The organism is Seleniivibrio woodruffii, assembly GCF_004339245.1.
Classification (GTDB): domain Bacteria; phylum Chrysiogenota; class Deferribacteres; order Deferribacterales; family Geovibrionaceae; genus Seleniivibrio; species Seleniivibrio woodruffii.
In genome coordinates, this window is the sequence record NZ_SMGG01000003.1 from 411,171 (window position 1) to 429,836 (window position 18,666).

General features: G+C 50.4%; 16 protein-coding genes and 1 riboswitch. All 16 genes read right to left on the reverse strand.

Features of this window, described 5'->3' with window-relative positions; translation table 11 throughout:
• Positions 1-25: 25 nt before the first annotated feature.
• The 16 genes from C8D98_RS01870 to C8D98_RS01945 all read right to left on the reverse strand — a co-directional run bounded on the left by C8D98_RS01870 (position 26) and on the right by C8D98_RS01945 (position 18,639).
• The gene (locus tag C8D98_RS01870) at positions 26-1,579 is read right to left on the reverse strand and encodes a sensor histidine kinase (RefSeq protein ID WP_132871519.1); all 1,554 of its coding nucleotides are present in this window, start codon (positions 1,577-1,579) and stop codon (positions 26-28) included.
• Between the two features lie 3 nt (positions 1,580-1,582).
• On the reverse strand, positions 1,583-2,821 hold the full coding sequence (locus C8D98_RS01875; protein WP_132871521.1) for an HDOD domain-containing protein: 1,239 nt from the start codon (positions 2,819-2,821) through the stop codon (positions 1,583-1,585).
• Positions 2,822-2,886: 65 nt separating this feature from the next.
• The gene (locus C8D98_RS01880; RefSeq protein WP_132871522.1) at positions 2,887-5,565 is read right to left on the reverse strand and encodes a PAS domain S-box protein; all 2,679 of its coding nucleotides are present in this window, start codon (positions 5,563-5,565) and stop codon (positions 2,887-2,889) included.
• Positions 5,562-6,665: an ABC transporter substrate-binding protein gene (locus C8D98_RS01885; RefSeq protein ID WP_132871524.1), complete on the reverse strand. Its 1,104-nt coding sequence runs from the start codon at positions 6,663-6,665 to the stop codon at positions 5,562-5,564. Before C8D98_RS01885 ends, C8D98_RS01880 begins: the two co-directional genes overlap by 4 nt.
• 63 nt (positions 6,666-6,728) lie before the next feature.
• Positions 6,729-6,977, reverse strand: coding sequence for a hypothetical protein (locus C8D98_RS01890; RefSeq protein WP_132871525.1), 249 nt, complete (start codon positions 6,975-6,977; stop codon positions 6,729-6,731).
• 296 nt (positions 6,978-7,273) lie between these two features.
• The gene (locus C8D98_RS01895; RefSeq protein WP_132871527.1) at positions 7,274-9,067 is read right to left on the reverse strand and encodes a chloride channel protein; all 1,794 of its coding nucleotides are present in this window, start codon (positions 9,065-9,067) and stop codon (positions 7,274-7,276) included.
• 54 nt (positions 9,068-9,121) lie between these two features.
• A complete protein-coding gene (locus tag C8D98_RS01900; RefSeq protein WP_132871529.1) occupies positions 9,122-9,838 on the reverse strand; it encodes a class I SAM-dependent methyltransferase in 717 nt (238 codons plus the stop codon).
• Entirely contained in the window at positions 9,839-10,954 is a 1,116-nt protein-coding gene (gene metX, locus C8D98_RS01905; protein WP_132871530.1) for a homoserine O-acetyltransferase MetX, read from the reverse strand.
• Entirely contained in the window at positions 10,951-12,231 is a 1,281-nt protein-coding gene (locus C8D98_RS01910) for an O-acetylhomoserine aminocarboxypropyltransferase/cysteine synthase family protein (RefSeq protein WP_132871532.1), read from the reverse strand. Before C8D98_RS01910 ends, metX begins: the two co-directional genes overlap by 4 nt.
• 69 nt (positions 12,232-12,300) lie before the next feature.
• Positions 12,301-12,410: riboswitch (SAM riboswitch) on the reverse strand.
• A 30-nt stretch (positions 12,411-12,440) separates the two neighbouring features.
• Entirely contained in the window at positions 12,441-13,577 is a 1,137-nt protein-coding gene (locus C8D98_RS01915) for an O-antigen ligase family protein (RefSeq protein WP_132871534.1), read from the reverse strand.
• 11 nt (positions 13,578-13,588) lie between these two features.
• On the reverse strand, positions 13,589-14,719 hold the full coding sequence (locus tag C8D98_RS01920) for an RsmB/NOP family class I SAM-dependent RNA methyltransferase (RefSeq protein WP_132871535.1): 1,131 nt from the start codon (positions 14,717-14,719) through the stop codon (positions 13,589-13,591).
• Positions 14,719-15,582, reverse strand: coding sequence for a zinc metalloprotease HtpX (gene htpX / locus C8D98_RS01925; RefSeq protein ID WP_132871537.1), 864 nt, complete (start codon positions 15,580-15,582; stop codon positions 14,719-14,721). Before htpX ends, C8D98_RS01920 begins: the two co-directional genes overlap by 1 nt.
• Positions 15,579-16,352 carry a DUF116 domain-containing protein gene (locus C8D98_RS01930; protein WP_132871538.1) on the reverse strand — a complete coding sequence of 258 codons (774 nt, stop codon included), beginning with the start codon at positions 16,350-16,352 and terminating at the stop codon, positions 15,579-15,581. Before C8D98_RS01930 ends, htpX begins: the two co-directional genes overlap by 4 nt.
• Positions 16,345-17,271, reverse strand: a complete 927-nt coding sequence (fmt, locus tag C8D98_RS01935) for a methionyl-tRNA formyltransferase (RefSeq protein ID WP_132871540.1) — start codon at positions 17,269-17,271, stop codon at positions 16,345-16,347. The genes C8D98_RS01930 and fmt overlap by 8 nt, the downstream gene beginning before the upstream one ends.
• Positions 17,272-17,323: 52 nt before the next feature.
• The gene (locus tag C8D98_RS01940) at positions 17,324-18,229 is read right to left on the reverse strand and encodes a PA2778 family cysteine peptidase (protein ID WP_132871542.1); all 906 of its coding nucleotides are present in this window, start codon (positions 18,227-18,229) and stop codon (positions 17,324-17,326) included.
• Positions 18,226-18,639 carry a PA2779 family protein gene (locus tag C8D98_RS01945; RefSeq protein WP_207891225.1) on the reverse strand — a complete coding sequence of 138 codons (414 nt, stop codon included), beginning with the start codon at positions 18,637-18,639 and terminating at the stop codon, positions 18,226-18,228. Before C8D98_RS01945 ends, C8D98_RS01940 begins: the two co-directional genes overlap by 4 nt.
• Positions 18,640-18,666: the final 27 nt, after the last annotated feature.

Below are 18,666 nucleotides of genomic sequence, written 5' to 3' on the forward strand. Positions count from 1 at the left end.
CTTATATCCCCCTTAAGCGGAGCTGTCAGTCTGTCCGTGTGGGAAGATGCAGAGTGAAGACCGCCCCGTTAAAGCTGTTTCTGGCCTCGATAACCCCACGCATCTGTTCCTGAACGATCAGCCGGGAGATATACAGCCCGATTCCGGTGCCTTTGCCCTGTCTTTTTGTGGTGAAATACGGCTCGAACACCCTGTCGATGATCTCTTCGGGTATGCCCCCGCCGTTATCCTCTATGTCGACTTTGGCGGTTTCGCCGCCGCAGCTCATCCTTATGGTTATCAGGCCGTGTTCTGCCCTGCCGCTTTCCAGTCTCTGAAGGATGGCATCCTTTGAGTTGGACAGCAGGTTTATCATTATCTGCTTGAACATTCCGCTGTCGCCGCAGACAATTATTCCCTCCGGGTTCAGGTTCTTGTCGCAGCTTTCTGCACTTTCAATTTCGAAGAAAATTCCCTGCCCGTTGTACTGGCTTTCAACCAGAGATATGACCTCCCTTACGGCTGTCACAAGGTCGAAGGAGTCCTTTTCGAAATCCGAGCGCACCAGTGCGCTGAAATCGTCTATGGTGGAGGACATATGCATCACCAGTTTGAGGCTTTTGTCCACGTTCTTTATCAGATAATCTTTTGAGATGCCGTGCTCGTCGTATTCGTCCAGCAGATCCTGAATTATCATTCCCAGTGCGTTCAGCGGCTGACGCCACTGATGGGAAACAGCTTTCATCATCTGCCCCATGGCGGCCAGCTTGCTCTGCTCGTGGAGTATGCGTTCGCTTTTGCGGCGGTTTTCAGTTTCCACAGCCACACGGCTTTCCAGAGTTTCGTTCAGTTCCTGAAGAGCCTCTTTCTGCTGGAGCAGCAGTTTTTCAATCTTCTTGCGCTCGGAGACCTCGTTTTCCAGAAGGTCGTTGGTGGCTTTCAGCTCTTTTGTGCGGTTGTAAACTTCGGCTTCCAGCTTTTCGTTGAAATTTCTCAGCTTCTGTTCCGATGCTTCGAGCCTTCTGACGCTCTCGGAGAGCATTCTGTTCGTCTCTTTATTGCGGTTGTAAAGCTCGAAACTTTCAAGCTGATGCGCCGTTTCGTTCATAACGAGGGTGACAAGGAAAAATACCGCATCGGGTATCTCCTCTTTCGGGGTGCTCAGCTGACCTATGAAAAGGCCTCTGGTGCGCGATACGGTGGACATTGCATGGAGAAGTACATGGCTTCTCAGTTCACGGCTTTTTATTACGGTGGTGTTGTTGGATTTTACGGCCATTGCAAAAGTACCGTCGGTTATGAGCCTTTCAATTTCGCCCAGAAGGAGGTCTTTGTCCTCCTGCGGAAAGAACATTGAAGGGGTGAAACTTCCGGTGTTCTCGTCCACAAGCATAAAGCCTGCGTTTTTGAACCTTGCAAGGGTGAGCATTTTGTTGAATGCGCTCTCAAGGATAAGGTTGTGGTCTTCCAGCTTGTTCAGGCTGACGTTGAAGCTTCTTGCGGAACATATCGCTTCAAGGGCTTTCAGGGTGTTGTTCTTCTCGGCCTGTAAGTGGTCAGCTTTTGCAGAAAGAAAGTCCAGATGATCTTTTTCTGTCATAAATCACCCGAAAAATGCATCTTCGATTTCTTCGATCTGCCTTTCAGACTGGGTTACGACGTTGGCAATTACAGAAGTTGAGATCCCCAGCGAATCCCAGACATCTTTTGATATTGAAGGGGCAATGAACGAACTGGTAACGGGTGAGCCGAAGGTTACCGCCATGCAGTCTGCGGCGGAAGTTATCGATGCTTCTATATGAACGTTTTTGACTCCGTGATGAAATTTTACGTTTTTGACCAGTTGGGTCGGGAATTTCCATTTTTCAAGGAGCAGTGCGCCCACATCCGAGTGGTCGAACCCGAGCACTTCATATTCTATATCCGCAAGGCTCTTGTTCAGCTTGTGGGCAAGGAAAAGAGTGTATGCGGATTCCTCCGGAAGGGTTCTGAAGATGACAAGGCGGCCTATGTCGTGGAGCAGGCCGGAGACGAACAGCCGCTCTGTGGATACCTCGTCGATATGGGTTCCGAGCAGGCGGGCGAAAACGCCGCATGCTATTGAGTGCCGCCAGAATTTTTTCATGTTGGTCAGCTCCACAGGGATGCCTTTGAAGGCCTCTATTGCGGAGATGCCCACTGCGAGTGTGCCCAGTTCCTTAGTGCCGATGATGGTTATGGCTCTTCGGATGGAATCTATTCTGGATGGGAAGCTGTAGAATGCGCTGTTGACTATTTTAAGGAGTTTTGCCGAAAGGCTCGTGTCCTTTTCAACCACGTCCGCCATGTGTGAAGCGGAGCTTGCGGGGTTCGACAGAACGTCTTTGATTTTATAGTAGATATCCGGAAACGATGCCAGCCCCACCTCTTTTTCGACGATGGATTCGGCTGTGACCGCACCTTTAACAAATCCTTTGGGAAGTCTGGCCTCCGGAACCGAAGACGGTTTGGGAAGAGCCTGCACACCCTTCTGTTCAACCAGTTTGCAGAGCATCAGGCGTTTTATCCTGTGTATCTCGTGCATGGCGGGAACGGAGAGGTCGGCATATTTAAAAATGAGCGAGAGGTATTGGTCGACAGGTTCGACAACCTCAGGGCTGAAAGCGGATTGCGCTTCCAGATTGAGCGTCTCCCTGTCCATTCCGACGACATAAGCCTCGGTGATACCCCATGAGCGGGCTATCCTGATGTGTTTCTCTTCCAGCACGGAGCCTGAACTGAGCAGAAAGCGTCCGTTAGGGCAAATCAGATCATGTTCCAGCTTCATACCGGGTTTCAGGTCATCAATATAGATTAGTCCCATAATCTGCCTTTACACCGTTATGCTATGAATTTATCATAAATATGAAGCGAATACAACCTCTGGTGTCAATTGTTATACGTAAGGGTGATAGAGAACAGTGCGCCGGTCTTGGTGTTCTGAGCCACCAGAAGGCCATCCATATGGTCTTCAATGATAATTTTAGACATATAAAGTCCTATGCCCGTGCCTTCTCCCTCGGGTTTTGTCGTAAAATAGGGGTCGAATATCCGGCTTAAAGTATCTTCGGGAATATTTCCGCCGTCATTTTCGATGTCTATCTTGAGCCTGTCGGATTTATAGGTAACTGTTATTATCAGGTTGCCCACCTTCTCGCCCGTGGACTTCCTGTGGTCGATAATGGCATCCTTCGCATTCTGGAAGATGTTCAGAAGCACCTGTTTCAGCTCGCTGGAGAAGATGTTCAGCGTGATATCGTTTATGGGAGTGTAGTCCTCGGGTATCCTGTTTTCGTATATCTGTTCCTTGTCCCCGGACTTTATCTGCACCTTGTAGTTTATCATCTGGCTGCGCATCTGGGTTGTCACCAGAGAGAGGGATTCGAGGATGACAGAGGGCACGTCAACTTTTTCGGTGGAGTTTGCCGAGTGGAAGAAGTTGCGGAAGTCGTCAATTGTCGATGACATGTGGTCGATGAGCCGCATTGCGTTTGAAGCGAAGCTGACCAGATAGTTTCTGTCCACCTCGCCGGAGTCGTGGGCGTCCTCGATGTCCTGAACATAAAGTGCAAGTGCGTTGAGCGGCTGACGCCACTGGTGGGCTATTGCGCTTATCATCTGCCCCATTGCGGCGAACTTTGCCTGTTCGAAAAGCATCTGTTCGTTCTTGCGGCGTTTCTCGGTCTCTTCCTGAACACGCTTTTCGAGGCTTTTGTTGATATCCTCCAGCATCTTTTTGCGGCTGATAAGCTCCTGCTCCATCTTCATACGGTCGGTGATGTCTCTGAAAACGTATACCGAACCGATTATCTCGCCCCTGTTGTTTGTCATTGCGGAGGAGGTTATGAAAACGGTTATCACTCCTGCATCCTTGGTGACCATGTTCGCCCTGAAGGTGCGGTTGGATTTCGGGGAAAGATCGGTGATCCTCTCTGTGAGGGATTTTCCGGTCTCATAGTCGTAAACCTGAAGCACTTCGTTTATGTTGTGTCCCAGGATAAATCTGTATTTCTGGCCGAGAATATTCTCAGCACTGCTGTTTACAAGTGTTATGCGGCCGAACTTGTCCGCCGCAACCACGCCCTCGCCGATACTGCGCAGGGTAACGTCAAGACGTTCCTTCTCGCTCTCAAGCTCGCTCTGCACACGGGTTATCTCGGTTATATCAATGCATACGCAGATAAATCCCTGAATATGTCCGTTAGAACCGAACAGAGGATAAACAGAACAGAGCACAGGGAAGTTGAGCCCGTTCTTTTTCACCATCTCCAGCTGTTTTGTGACCATGACATCTGTGCGGCGGCTCTCTTTGCACATCTCCGAAAGCTCGTTGCCCAGCTCTTTTATCAGAGCGGCGGTGGGCAGGCCGAGAAGCTCGGAAAGCTTATAGCCGAAGATTATCTGTGTTCCCACGTTTGCGTCCATTATTATGGGTTCGTCGTCCATGGAGATTATCAGGATTCCCGTTGTCGTGGTGGAGTCGAACACCGAGCGCAGATATTCCTCTTTGTCCCTCAGTTCCTTCTCTCTGCGGTCGATGGTTATCATCATTTTTTCAAAACTGTCGTAAAGGGTTCTCAGTTCTTTGAAAACGCCTTTTTCCGAATCCTTGAACTGTATGAACATTCCCTGCGATATCATCTCGCTGCGCTCTGTGAGCAGGCGCATGGGAACTATCAGCTTGGCTCTTATGAAAAACAGGATGAACACCGAGAACGCCAGCAGAACAACCACAGAAAGAATGTTCATTGTCAGAATCTGAGTGAAGTAGACGAATGCCGAGGCGGCAGTCTGTTCGTAAAGCAGGAACCAGCCGGGGGTTTTCAGGGTTTTTATGGTTCCGACCCTGTCCTCGTTCATATATTTGTATTTCAGCATCATCGGGTCGAAACTGCCGGTGTGCCTGAGCAGGGGGTGGTTTGCCAGACTGCCCGTCACAGAGCGTATTGACGATGCGATTATCTTTCCGTCCGGAGCTGTAATGCTTATTACAGTGTTCGTGTCCGGAACCGATTCGGCCAGCATTTCGCTGATGAAATCGGTACCTATGTCGCCGACTATGTAGCCTCCGTCAAAGGGAACCACCGCCCGCACCACCATGTTGTTTGAAAGGGGCGAAATGGCCGCCCTGCTCCACTTTGTGTCGGCAATTGTGCCTGTGGCTATTTCCGGAAGCGGGATGCCGATGAAATCGTTCTTGTTGTAGCTTTTATAATAGGCGGAATCGAACAGCAGTATTCTTCCCTTACTGTCGAGAATGTATATCGCTTCAAAAATCTGGAAACTTTTTATGCCGGATATCAGCATGGAGTTCATCTGCGGTTCCTCATGGCCGTATTCCTGCGTCATTTCGGCCACGGTTTCCAGAAACTTGTAAGGGTTTTCCAGTTTGGAGCTTATTCTGTCGGTGAGTGACGAGGCTATTACGTTCAGCCTGTTGCTTACGCTGTCCTCCTGGCTGGAGTATGAGTTCAGCAGGAAAATGACGACCACTGCCGCCAGCGGAAGCAGAAGAAAGAGGGAGAAAGACACCAGGAAGAGTCTGCTGAGGGATTTATTGGGTTTCACTGAGATGTTCCCAGCCGGACTATCCGGCCTGATCTTATGATATATGCGTGCAGGGGCAGATGTGCGTCGCCGTATTCGTCGATCTCTGCGCCTTTGAGTATCCGCACCTTGTCTGTGTTGCGGATTATCGCCTCTTTGAAGGTTGTGCCCTTCTCTATGCTTTTAAAACCGGAGAAGAATATCATTCCGGAGTCGTATCCGTGGACACTCATCCATGTGGGTTCGGTTGTGAACCTTTCAATGTATCTTTTGCGGAAGTCTTTGTAGGCGGGAGATCCGGAATCGATATAATAGTCGAAAATATATGCGCCTTCAATGGCCTGACCGCCAAGACGGAAAAATTCGTTGCTGGCAGCCCACGCCCTGACGGAAAGTTTTGACGGATAGCCGGCCTTCTTTATCTGCCAGATGAGGAGTGCGGAATCGAGGGAGGAGGTTATCAGATAATACATTTGCGGCGGATTATCCCTGTCGGGACTTATGAGAGCCTGCATGCTTTCGCCGGATTCGGGGTTCAGCGCCCTTATGTCGCGCACAGTGCCGCCGGCTCTGGTGAAGGATGCCGTCATGTTTTTGACGATATCAGTGGAATATGCGCTGTTGCGTGCATCGTATATAATGACCATGTCTTTTATGCTGAGTTTTTTTACGAGATATTCGGATATGCCGTCGGTCTGCTTTATGTTGTTGTGGGGGAGGAGCCGGAAGAATCTGTCGTCCTTTCCCGCCAGATCCGTTGTGCTCACTGTCGGGCTGAACATGTAGAGCTTGCTTTTGTTAAGAAGCGGGACAATTCCTTCGGCGACAGCGCTTATGCTTGGGCCTAAAACATATTTGACCTTTTTTTCGCTTAGTCGTGAAAGTGCGCTGACACCGTCGGCCGGAACACCCATATCGTCATGAATTATAAGATTAATGTCGTTTTCCATGTTCAGATCCGACATAGCCAACATAATACCCTTCAGGGCATCCTGACCAATATCCGAGTATCTGCCTGAAAGCGTACCGATGAAACCCACATCAATTTTTTCGTTTCCCCTGCTGCATCCCGCAGCGGATATAAGAACGAAAATAAGCAGGAAGACATACTTTGTGTACATTGTATCTCCGGCTTAATAATAACATAGCGTAGATTAATGTACAATATTTATCCCTTAATCCTGTCAGGCATAAACATCGAGATTATATCCGGGCGTGCCGAATCTGCGTTCTTTCCGCACGCTGTCCTGATTCTGACTTTCGATGGGTTCTGCTCTGTTGGCCTGACGGTAGGTGGCGTCATCATTATATGAGCGTATGCGCTCGCTATGATGGTATGCCTGATACATCTTCTCAGTGCTTTTCTGCCGCTGTTCTTCCAGCATTCTTGAGTAGGCTTCGTTTGATGAGGAACCGCCTATTACACGAGACATGGACGCACCTTACGGAACATCCCTGTATGAAATTGCGCATCCGTGCACTTATCGTATCGTCATATTATGGCATTACTTAAGAAAAAAGAAAGTAAAAGATTGAAAATTCTGCCGACCGCAGCGTTGATAGCAAATGACAGGAGGTCACAGATGAAATGACCAAGCCCCATGGATGGGGCTCACGCAGAGAGTATCAACGGCTTTGCCGTTCAGACGAACGGAGTGTGAGCGGAGGAAGGCTTATGCCGACCGCAGCGTTGATGAAAAAACACATGGAGGTGTTTTTTCATAATAATCTAAAAGTCGTCTTTCTCCCGCTCTGCCATCTGGCGGCGGCGTATCATTTTGTTATAGGTGGTGATTATATCCCTGCGGGTAATTATGCCCAATAGCTTCGAATGGTCGGCGGGGTCGAGAACGGGCAGAAGCTCAACGTTCTTGAAACCGATACTGTCAATGGCGTCCGCAAGTGTGGTTTCAGGTATCACAAAGGGGATATCCTTTTCGCAGACCTCGCCCGCAACAACGATATCCTCAAGTCCCTCCTCAAAAACGAACTCACGCAGTTCCTCAAACAGCAGAACCCCCGCAAAAGTTCCGTCGTCTTTCAGAACAGGGAAATTGTTGTGCTTTGTTCTGGCGATAAAATGCACTACATCGCTGAACTTCATGGTTTCGGGAATGGTTATTGGGTCGGTGCGCATTACGTTTCTGACCTTGATATCCTGAAGAACCTGAAGAAAGAACTCTCCCTTGTGCGCCGGAGAGTCGCTTCGCTGAGGAACCTGTGCCGGATAGAGCAGGGTTTTTCTGAGCAGAAGGAAGGTAAGTGTCGAAACCCACATTGAGGGAACCAGCAGGTGGTAGTTCCCCGTCATTTCGCTCACCATTATGATGGTGGAAAGGGGGGTGTTCGCAACGCCGCTGAAAAATCCGGCCATGCCCACGACTGCGTATGCTCCGGGTTCGGGAGCCACAACAGGAAGCACCATGTTTATGCTTACGCCGACCATGCCGCCCACACAGGCGCCGATGACCATCGACGGGCCGAACGATCCGGCCGAGCCGCCAGAGCCTATCGTGAATGCGGTTGCGAATATTTTTGCGAAAATGAACAGCACAAGGAACATTAACCCAAGATTGTTCGACATTGCGTGGTCTATCTGTGCGTAGCCGCCTGAAAGAACCTCCGGAATAAGTATGGCGATACATCCGGTTATGAATCCGCCTATCATTGGTTTCAGATAGGGTCTTATGTTGAGTTTTTTGAAATAGCCGCTTACCCGCTGGTAGATATTTACGAACAGCCAGCCGAAGAATGCACATGCGAAGCCGAGCACGGTATAACCCAGAAGCTCTGCAGGGTTTCTGAACGAGAAATTGTGCGCCGCAAACAGCGGCTCCCACCCGAAAACACTGCAGAATACGGAATATGCGATGATGGATGTTATGGCTGAGGGCAGAAGTGCTTCGTATTCCATATCAGAGGATGAATACAGAACCTCAGCGGCGAATATCGCACCTGCCAGCGGCGAACGGAATATGGCTCCCACGCCTGCGCCCATGCCGGCGGCGGTGAGTATCCTTTTTTCCCTGTCGGTGAGGCTGAGTGTGTTGCCCAGAAACGATGCGAACCCCGCACCGATATGGGATATCGGACCCTCTCGTCCGCCTGAACCGCCCGTTCCAATGGTTATTGCGCTGGTGAATATTTTTACAATGGGAACCTGCCAGCGGATGTTGCCTTTTTTCTGGTGGATGGCATCTATTGCGGTGTTCGTGCCCGCACCCTGTGCTTCGGGAGCGAAACGGTATACTATATAGCCGCTCACCAGACCGCCCAAAGCGGGGATTATGAGGAGCAGCCAGCGGTTGAACTCTTTTCCTGAGTGCCCGAAAAGCGAAGGTTCGCCGGATGTTTCACCAACAGGCCAGCCGACTATTGAATCGAGAAAGTAAAATTCGCATGCCTGAATCATGAAGAAGAGGGCGATCGATGCCAGTCCGGCAAAAATGCCCACGAGAGAACCTAGAATGAACCATCTGCCCACTACAGGCAGTGTGAGTTTTTTAAATTTAAAACGTTTCATTATGATATATCTTACCAGCCGGAACCGTTACAGTAAACACCGCAGGCGGTTAAGTCAAGGTTTCATGAAAATAAAAAAGCCCTTTTTATCTGTGTAGGAGACTACACGGCCGTTTTCGGTCTCCATGCGGTATTTCTGCTTATAGTCTTCCGGAAGCGACAGGAATTCGCTTTCGATACGCTCCCTGAGCTGTGCAGACGGGTTCAGTCTGTCCGCCCATTCAGAGAAATTGTGCCGTTTGTGGAAGAGTGCAAAATCCTTTACCTCAAAACCCTCGCATTCCGCCATGGCGATAATATGGTCTGCGGTGTGGCTTTTTCTGTGGGTTTCGTCACGAACCAGTTCCAGACGGTTCATGTGCTCATCGCCTTCGTCCACAACGGAATCGATCAGAACGAATATTCCGCCCTCTTTGAGCACACGGAAGACCTCTCCCATGAACATGCAGGGGCTTCTGAAATGGTGCATCGCTATGCGGCATCCGGCAAAATCGAAGGAGGCTTCCGCAAAGGGGAGAAACTCTGCCGCAGAAACGGCTGAAATGTCCAGCCCGAAGGCATCTCCTGCGGTTTTTAGCATGTTGAGGCTCATATCGCAGACGATTTTTGTGTCGGCGTTTACCGCCTGTGCGAAGTGTCCCGCTGCGCAGGCGATGTCCAGAGCACGCTCAAACCTTGTGCCGCCGAATTTTCCGGCAAAATATTCAAGATCGGAACCTGTCCGGTGGTCGCTGCTGTTCAGATAGTTGCGGGAACTGCTGTCGAAGCTCATTTACACCCTGCTCAGGAAATCTTTTATCAGCCCTGTCTGCACCTCGAATTCCAGCAGAAAGGCATCGTGGCCGTAGTCGGAGGTGATGTTTATCCAGTCGGTCTCTTTGCCCTGCTTCTTCATTATAGCAACTATCTCTTCAGCCTGATAGGGCGGGAAGAGAAAATCCGATGTGAAAGTGAGGAAAAGGGACTTTGCCGTTATGGCCGACAGCGCCTCATCAAGGTTGCCCCTGCCGTATGACAGGTCGAAGATGTCCATGGCTTTCAGCACATAAAGATATGTGTTGGCATCGAACACCTCGGTGAACTTGTAGCCGTTGTAGCGCAGGTAGTTCTCAACTTCGAACATGCCTTTGAAGTCGTAGATACCCTCAAAATTGGCGTATCTCCTGCCGAATTTATTGTGGAATGCCTGATCTGACAGATAGGTTATGTGCCCTGCCATTCTTGCGATGGCAAGCCCGTCCACAGGTATCTCCTCGTCGTAGTAGTCGCCGCCGTTCCAGCGGGGATCCTTCATTATGGCGAATTTCGCTATGGCGTTGAACGCAATGGACATGGGCGTTATGTGTGCCGAAGTCGCTATGGGCAGAATGCTTCTGGTGCTGTCGGGGAAGGTTGCTCCCCACTCAAGAGCCTGCATGCCCCCCATTGAACCCCCTGCAATGCAGAAGAGTTTTTCTATTCCGAGGTAATCGATAAGGCGTTTTTGCAGTCGAACCATGTCTCTGATGGTGACCACAGGAAATTTAAGCCCGTATCTCTTGCCCGTTGACGGGTCTATGGAGGAGGGGCCTGTGGTGCCGAAACAGGAGCCTAAGAAGTTGGAGCAGATAACAAAATATTTATCGGTGTCGAAAGCCTTTCCGGGGCCTATCATGGCATCCCACCAGCCGGGCTTCTGTTCGTCCTCACGGTTGAACCCTGCCGCATGCGCCGAACCCGTCAGGGCATGGCACACGAGTATGGCATTGTCCTTCGCTCCGTTCAGCTGGCCATAGGTCTCATAGGCAACCGTTACAGAGGATACGACCCTGCCGCTTTCGAAAAAGAAATCGTCTCTGAATGTGACGTATTGGGTTTTAACAACCCCTACCGAAGCCTTGTCTGTCATTTAACCGCCTTCATGGCCTGATCGAAATCCTCGATTATGTCGTCAATGTTCTCAATGCCGACGGCCACTCTGATAAGTTCATCCGGAATGCCGCCCTTGGTGCGCTGCTCCTGAGAGAGCTGGCGGTGGGTGGTGCTCGCCGGATGGGTGACGATTGTTCTGGCATCGCCAAGGTTCGTTGCGTGTATGGCGAGCTTAACGTTCTCTATAAAGTTTCTGCCCGCTTCCAGTCCGCCCTTAAGGCCGAACGAAAGCATTGCTCCGGAACCTTTGGGCAGATATTTTTTAACGGCCTGATAGTTTCTGTTGTCTGCGAGGTCGGGGTAGTTGACCCATGCCACCTTGTCGTTGCTGAGCAGCCAGCCAGCCAGCCTTTTTGCGTTTTCGCAGTGGCGGGGCATGCGCAGGTGGAGGGTTTCAAGTCCGTTGAGTATCATGAAAGCGTTGGTGGGCGAGAGGCATCCGCCAACGTCACGCAGTATCTGTGCTCTCATTTTCACCGCAAGAGCCATGTTGCCGAATTTTTCGGCATATACCGTGCCGTGGTAGCTGGGATCCGGCTCTGTGAAGGAGGGGAATCTGCCGCTGGCGAACCAGTCGAAAGTTCCGCCGTCAACAACTATTCCGCCCATGGCCGCCCCGTGGCCGCCTATGAACTTGGTCATTGAGTGCAGAACTATGTCCGCTCCGTGCTCAAGGGGACGGAAAAGATAGGGCGTCGTATAGGTGTTATCCACAATAAGGGGTATCTTATGTTTTTTTGCGACTTCGGATATCTTTTCAATGTCCGGGATATCACAGCCTGGGTTGCTGACGGATTCGATGTATATGGCTTTTGTTCTTGCATCCACAGCCGAGTCGAATGCGCCGATGTTGTCCTGATCCACCATGCGTATCTCTATTCCGAGTTTGCGGAAGGTCTGGGAGAACAGGTTATACGTACCGCCGTAGAGCTTGCTTGAGGCTATTATGTTGTCGCCGTGCTCGGCAAGGGTGGTTATGACCATGTATGTGGCAAACTGTCCGGCAGAGGTGGCAACCGCCGCCGAGCCGCCTTCGAGCATCGCTATCCTGTTTTCCAGAACCTCAACTGTTGGGTTTGAAAGCCTTGAGTAAATGTGTCCTGCAACGTTCAGATCGAAAAGATCCGCCGCATGCTGTGTGTCTTTGAACTGATAGGCGTTTGAGTGATAGATAGGCACCTGGGTTGCGCCCGTTTTCTCATCGGGTCTGTAGCCCCCGTGGATGGCGATGGTTTCGAATCTGTGTTTGCTCATGTTTTTCCTCGTATAACAAAAAAAGCCTCTTATCCGGAGAGGAAAGAGGCTTATGCTTGTATACATATAGGCTTATCTTTCCTAAATCGGCAGGATTTAGCACCAAGACATCGGCTTATTATGCCGACCGGCTGCTGTAGCTTCACAGGGCCTTTTCCCTCCGCTACTCTGGATAAGTGAAACTACGTTATACTTAAAAACAGGATTTGTCAAAGGTTTTTGTTCTGGCCGACCCTTGCTGTGAGCACAGCCAGCAGAAGCATTGTGAGCATGACCACTTCGGAATCGCCGAAGTTGTTTTCGGTCAGCCCCTCCAGAAGAAAGACAAGAAGAACGAAGATGGCGGCTTTTGCAGGGGGATATTCCTTTGACCGCCTTATGGTATATCTGAACAGACTGACTATGAATCCTGTCAGCAGTGCCAGACCCAGAAGTCCGTTGCTGTAGGCATAGTGCAGGTATGAGTTGTGGGCGTGAGCCTTGCTCAGAACTAGTTCGGTTACGTTTTTATCGACGTATTCCTTAAAGGTTCCGCTGCCGAATCCGAAGACAGGTCTTTCGGAAATAGCTTTTACGGCGGCTTTCCAGAGAACAATTCTTGTTCCTACGGATGATGCGGATGTGGTTCCGACCTGCCGTTCTCTGTCTGTCATCAGTTTTTTGCGGAAATCGGGTGATGATGCTGTGAAGAGTGCAAAACCGACCACAAGAACCGATATGACGGCAACTGCTTTGAGCCTGTACAGATATATAGAGAGCAGGAACACCGTGAGAAGCGTTGAAAGAATGGGGCCTCTGCTGCCTGAAAATATAAGAGCGATGAGCGAAAGCACTGCGGCGGCGTATATCAGATACCTGAGTTTCAGGTCTTTAAACTTAACGAAAAAGGACAGTCCCAGAGCCGCTATGAAGACCACTGCGGCAGCGTTGCCGTAGGTCAGGGCGTGGGTGTAGTATCCTATCGCTCTTTCCATGCCTGTAATGGTGACGTCATATATTCCTGAGAATGCGTTCAGGATGCTTCCTGCAAAAAAAGCCGCAAGAACCCTGTTCAGGTTCTTTCCGTCGAAAAGTATCATGCATGCGAAAAGATAAAGGTAGGTCCATGTGGATGTTACTGCGCTGAGGGAAACCGAAGGATTGATTCCTGCAAAGGCGGATGTCAGCTGAGAGGCTGCCATGAGAATGAAAAACTTTGCCGGCCAGTCGTTCAGGACGGTAAAATCTTTTGTCTTATATAGCTTTACAGCTGAAAACACTATCAGAAGTGCCAGAAACAGCTGGGCAACCGAAATGGAAACGTTCACGGAGAACGCTCCCAGTGCTATCAAAATGGTCTCAAACAAGCAAAAACCCCTTATTTCTTTTTCAGCACAGCGGCAAAGAAGCCGTCAGCATCGCATTTGTATGGAAGAGACATAAAATAATTTCCGTGTTTGAACCTGTCGTCACAAACGGGGGGCACAAGACTGAACTCTGGGTTTGCTTTGAGAAACCCTTCGATAACGTCTGTGGTCTCCTCCTGCTCCAGTGAGCAGACGGAATATATCATTGTACTACCTTTTCCCGTAAATTGCGCCGCTTTTTCAAGCATTTCTTTCTGTCTGCGGGAGCAGTCGGCTATGTCCCTGTTCTTTCTCAGCCAGCGAACTTCGGGGTGACGCTTTATTGTGCCCAGAGCCGTGCAGGGAGCATCCAGAAGCACAAGGTCAAATTCGGCCTCGGTCTGAAGTTCCAGAATATCGGCACAGACGCAGTCTACGTTTTTGTAGTCAGCGGTAACGGCTTTCAGCTGTTCATAGCGTTTTCTGTTCTTTTCAACGGCGAAAACCCTTGAATCGGGGTAGGTGTGGGAGAGGACAAATGTTTTTCCTCCGGGAGCGGCACAGCAGTCCAGAATTGACATGGGGTCAATGTTGCCCGCCAGCCTTGCAACGCTGTAGGAGGCCAGATCCATTATATAGCCGTCGGCTTCGCCTTCGGCCTTTTCAATGTTCATGGTTGCGGGGTCGACACTGTAAAATGACGGCTTGGTGTTCAAATCCGACAGGAACAGATCGACCTCCGCTCCCAGACGTTTTTCCCATTTTATTACAAACCATTCAGGAAAATCCTGTCTGATATTGTAATCTTTCATAAGTTCGGCCTTGCGCCTTGCCAGATTTCGGAGCACTGCGTTAACAAAGCTTCGCTTGCTCTGGGGCACAAGGGACACGCTCTCGTTCACGGCGGCATACTCGGGTATGTCGTTCATGAAGAGAATCTGGCATGCGCCCAGAGCCAGAGCCGCACGGGCATCCGCCTCCGGCGCATGAGAATATAGCTTGCCCAGCGACTTCTCTATGAAGCCGAGGTGTCTGAACGTCTCAAAATATATCTTGCGGTAAAGCCTTTTTTCCGCCGAGTCCTGAAAATAGTCCTCTTTCAGGCTGCCCTGATAATAGGCTTTCAGGATATCAAAAAGGCGGAAACGGAACTTATCCGCCATTAACGCTGTCCTCTTGCCTGCTCACGCAGTCTCTTAACACGCTCCTCAACAGGGGGGTGTGTTGAAAACAGGCTCATCATTTTGCCTGCGGAGAAGGGGTTCATGATCATCATGTGGGCTGTTGCGGGTCTGGCCTCTTCCATAGGTCTGTATTCCACACCTTTGGATATTTTCTCCAGAGCCGAAGCCAGCGAAAGAGGTCTTCCGCAGAGATGTCCGCCCTCTTCGTCCGCTCTGTATTCCCTTGAGCGTGAGATTGCCATCTGAATGAGCATAGCCGCAAGGGGAGCAAGGATGGACACGACTATCATTCCCACCATACCCAGAGGGTTCTGGTTCTCTTCATCGTTGTTGTTCATTCCGCCCAGAATTGCAGACCAGCGTGCCATATCCGCAAGCATCATAACCGCACCTGCGATTGTCGCCGCAACGGTTCCGATGAGGATGTCACGTCCGTTTATGTGTGCAAGCTCGTGGGCGATAACGCCTTCAAGCTCATCTTCCGTAAGCAGACCCATTATTGCAGTTGTAACGGCTACCACTCCGTGCTTGGGGTTTCTGCCTGTTGCGAATGCGTTGGGTGTTGCGCTCTGCATAACGCAGATCTTGGGCATGGGTATCCCCGCTCTTGCGGAGAGGTTGCGCACCATGCGGTACAGGGCGGGATATTCCGCCTCGGACACTTCTTTCGCTCCGTACATCTTAAGGATGATGGAACTGCTGAACCAGTAAGAGAAGATGTTCATGGCGAAAGCCATACCGAATGCGATGTACATACCGGTTCGCCCGCCAATGAGCCCTCCGATAAACACGAAGAAGACCATCAGCGCAGTCATGAGCAGAACAGTCTTAAGGGTGTTCATATTGCCTCCTTGAAATTATATATAGATTTTATTTCTTCCTCTATCAGTCGGGTATCTATCCTTGTGCTGGTGCACTCGCCGTTGGGTCTTTCGTTGCAGAAACCCAGAACGGGCAGCGGATAGGTATCCTGAATGCCGCTGAGAAGGTCACGCTCGCATGCCACCGCCAGAATAAGGTCGGGGCGGGTGTCCTTCACGATTTTCCGTGCCACCGTTCCTCCGGTGGCTATGTTGATTGAAATATTATACCTGTCAGCAATATTGACAAGGTCTTTTACATCACATCCTCCGCATCCTGTGCATCGTGATATATCTTTTGTCAGTTTCAGGTCACAGCCGTAGAGCTGGATACAGTGGGGCAGAAGGATAAGGAGCTTTCGCACCTGTCTGCGCTTTATTATCCCACGCACCATGTCGTTGTTGATGTTGACAAAAGCACGCACAAGCCTGTCTCTGTCCATTCCGGCGGTCTTAGCCACACGGAGCATAAAGGGCAGGGTCAGCCTTGTTGCTACTCTGCGCAGCCCTTTCACCATGTTCAGGTCTTTTCCGGTCAGCGCCGTGTAGGCGAAGATGACCGAAAACAGCGTCACAGAGGACGCAAAGACCAGAAACAGCCCGGTTATGATGTTTGCCGCCACAGGCGATATCGTCGCCGCACCGATCATCATCAAAAACCAGACCATAAGGCCTGCACAAAATATCACGCTTCCGCAGAGGAAGAACAGAGCCATAAAGATAGCCCTGTCTTTGGAGATAAGTTTACTCAAATTTTTCGCCGCCTGTCAGTTTGGCTCCTGCCAGAAAGCTGACAGCGGGCATCCTCTTTTTCCCCTCGGGCTGAAGTTCGGTTATCATAAGGGCGTCTTTTGCGCATTTAACGCAAAAACTTTTTTTAGTGACATCGAATATCGTTCCGGGTTCAATATTATTTTCTATGTTGACAATTTCAGCGGCAAAAAGTTTGAACATCTTGCCGTCCATAAATGTATATGCCGCAGGCCAGGGCACAAAACCCCTGATCATGCACTCGATTTCCTTTGCTGTTTTTTCCGCCCATTTTATATGCCCGTCCTCTTTTTTCATCATGGGCGCATAGGTCATGTCGGCGTCGTTCTGCTTAACGGGTATTATGCTGTCGAACTCTTTAAGGGTCTTTATCAGAAGCTGTGCGCCTGTTTCGGCAAGTTCTTCGGCTATCATCACAGCATCCTTTTTGCCGATAGGAGTCTTCTCAACCAGAAGAATGTCTCCCGTGTCAAGTCCCGCATCCATAAGCATTGTGGCGACTCCCGTTTCGTCCTCGCCTCTTATCACCGCCCAGTTTACGGGGGCTGCGCCTCTGTATTTGGGAAGCAGTGAGAAATGCACGTTCACCGGAGCTTTTTTGGGAACGTCCAGAACCTCCTGAGGAAGTATCTTTCCGTATGCCGCAACCACTATGAAATCGGGGGCTATGGATCTGAGTTTCTCCAGAACCTCCGGATTGTTCCTGAGACTTTTGGGCTGAATTACCTCGATCCCCAGAGAGTCCGCATATTCCTTAACGGGCGGGGACTGCATCTGGTTGCCTCTGCCTTTGGGCTTGTCGGTCTGGGTTATGACCAGAGCAACATCTATATTATTTTCCACCAGTGCTTTAAGTGTCGGTACGGCCATCTCCGGCGTACCCATGAAAACCGTCTTCATATCCTCTCCACAACTTTATAATATGCACAGTTTATATTATAGCGGGAGAAAATCAAGGCGTTTGAATTGAGTCGAGAGTTTCCTGATAGACATCAATGTTTTTTCCGCCTATGGCAACCGCTCTGCGTGCGGCATATAGAGCCAGTCGGCTCAGTCCGGTCTCGTTCAGGACGTGTGCAAGGTTGTTCCAGCCGTCGCCGTCATCGGGATATTTTTCTGTTATACGGCGGAAGATGTCGATGGATTCGGTTTTTCTGCCTGAAATGTAAAGTGCTGTGGCATAAGAGAACATTACAGGTTTGCTGTCGTACAGTTCATAGGCGTATGAAAGGGTGGCTATTGCTCCCGAAGCATCGGAGAGCGCATAGGCCGAGGCCGCTTCGGACAGACGTACGGGGTCTATGCCGTCAGGCACTTCGCCGGGTTTCAGCAGAACGAATCCCCAGTAGCCTGCCCTTGACCATATCTTGTCAAAAACTGCCGTTTTAAGCCTTTCGTCCGGAGTGTCGCCGGAGTGCATTGTGATGTATCCGCCGTGGATTCCTGTCACAACCGCATAGTGCCAGATGGGGTACATGTCCAGTCCCAGATTAAGAAACACAAGAACGGGTCTGCCTGTACGCAGAAATCCGTAGAGGTCGTGGGGGCTGTCTATTGTGTAGGGTATTCTGCCGCTTCGGCGTGCGCCTGTGAGCATATCCTCTTTGAATGAGCCTTTTTTGGAGGGGGTGAATACTTTTTCAGCTATTTCGTCGGGGTTCGATTTAATCCCGCTGTATTCCAGCATCATTGCCAGCGAAGCGGGGCCGCAGAAATAATCCTGCTGATCATAGAACGGAACGGACAGGGCGACAGAGGGATTATCCGCCGTCACCCCGTCCCATTTTGAAGAAACCTTTGCCGCACAGCCTGCGGTGAGAACCCACACACAGAACAGCAGCGTCAGGCTTTTTTTCATCTTAATGACCTTGTGAACTTGAATACCTTGGTGAATCCGAGTATGTCGGTTATCAGAAGCAGAACGAACACGAACAGAACCGCACCGATAAGCATCCCTGCCGAACCGCCTGCGGGTGCGTTCTCCATCTGGTCGGCAAAAGCCACCGCTTCGGAGTCGGAAAGACCTGCCGCTCTTGCCTTGGCCTCGTCAGGGGATATGCCCATAGCCGTCAGGCTCTTCTGCACGTCCTCACGGGCAAGGAAGGTGTTGATCTGCTCTTTTGCCTCTGCTGCTTTTGCGGTGTCGATAACCGTCTGCGGGCTGATCATTGCTGCATGGGCAGCGGTCTGCACGGGACCTGCCAGAAACATCATACTGAATATCAGAAGCAGACATACGGCTGTCCTCTGTTTTCTCATAAATTCCATGGTCAACTCCTTATCTGTTGATATCAG

Excerpts from the sequence above, each read along its gene's own strand:
- C8D98_RS01870 (WP_132871519.1), bottom strand. The coding sequence starts at position 1,579 with ATGACAGAAAAAGATCATCTGGACTTTCTTTCTGCAAAAGCTGACCAC.
- C8D98_RS01875 (WP_132871521.1), bottom strand. The coding sequence starts at position 2,821 with ATGGGACTAATCTATATTGATGACCTGAAACCCGGTATGAAGCTGGAA.
- C8D98_RS01885 (WP_132871524.1), bottom strand. The coding sequence starts at position 6,665 with ATGTACACAAAGTATGTCTTCCTGCTTATTTTCGTTCTTATATCCGCT.
- C8D98_RS01890 (WP_132871525.1), bottom strand. The coding sequence starts at position 6,977 with ATGTCTCGTGTAATAGGCGGTTCCTCATCAAACGAAGCCTACTCAAGA.
- C8D98_RS01895 (WP_132871527.1), bottom strand. The coding sequence starts at position 9,067 with ATGAAACGTTTTAAATTTAAAAAACTCACACTGCCTGTAGTGGGCAGA.
- C8D98_RS01900 (WP_132871529.1), bottom strand. The coding sequence starts at position 9,838 with ATGAGCTTCGACAGCAGTTCCCGCAACTATCTGAACAGCAGCGACCAC.
- metX (WP_132871530.1), bottom strand. The coding sequence starts at position 10,954 with ATGACAGACAAGGCTTCGGTAGGGGTTGTTAAAACCCAATACGTCACA.
- C8D98_RS01910 (WP_132871532.1), bottom strand. The coding sequence starts at position 12,231 with ATGAGCAAACACAGATTCGAAACCATCGCCATCCACGGGGGCTACAGA.
- C8D98_RS01920 (WP_132871535.1), bottom strand. The coding sequence starts at position 14,719 with ATGGCGGATAAGTTCCGTTTCCGCCTTTTTGATATCCTGAAAGCCTAT.
- htpX (WP_132871537.1), bottom strand. The coding sequence starts at position 15,582 with ATGAACACCCTTAAGACTGTTCTGCTCATGACTGCGCTGATGGTCTTC.
- fmt (WP_132871540.1), bottom strand. The coding sequence starts at position 17,271 with ATGAAGACGGTTTTCATGGGTACGCCGGAGATGGCCGTACCGACACTT.
- C8D98_RS01940 (WP_132871542.1), bottom strand. The coding sequence starts at position 18,229 with ATGAAAAAAAGCCTGACGCTGCTGTTCTGTGTGTGGGTTCTCACCGCA.
- C8D98_RS01945 (WP_207891225.1), bottom strand. The coding sequence starts at position 18,639 with ATGGAATTTATGAGAAAACAGAGGACAGCCGTATGTCTGCTTCTGATA.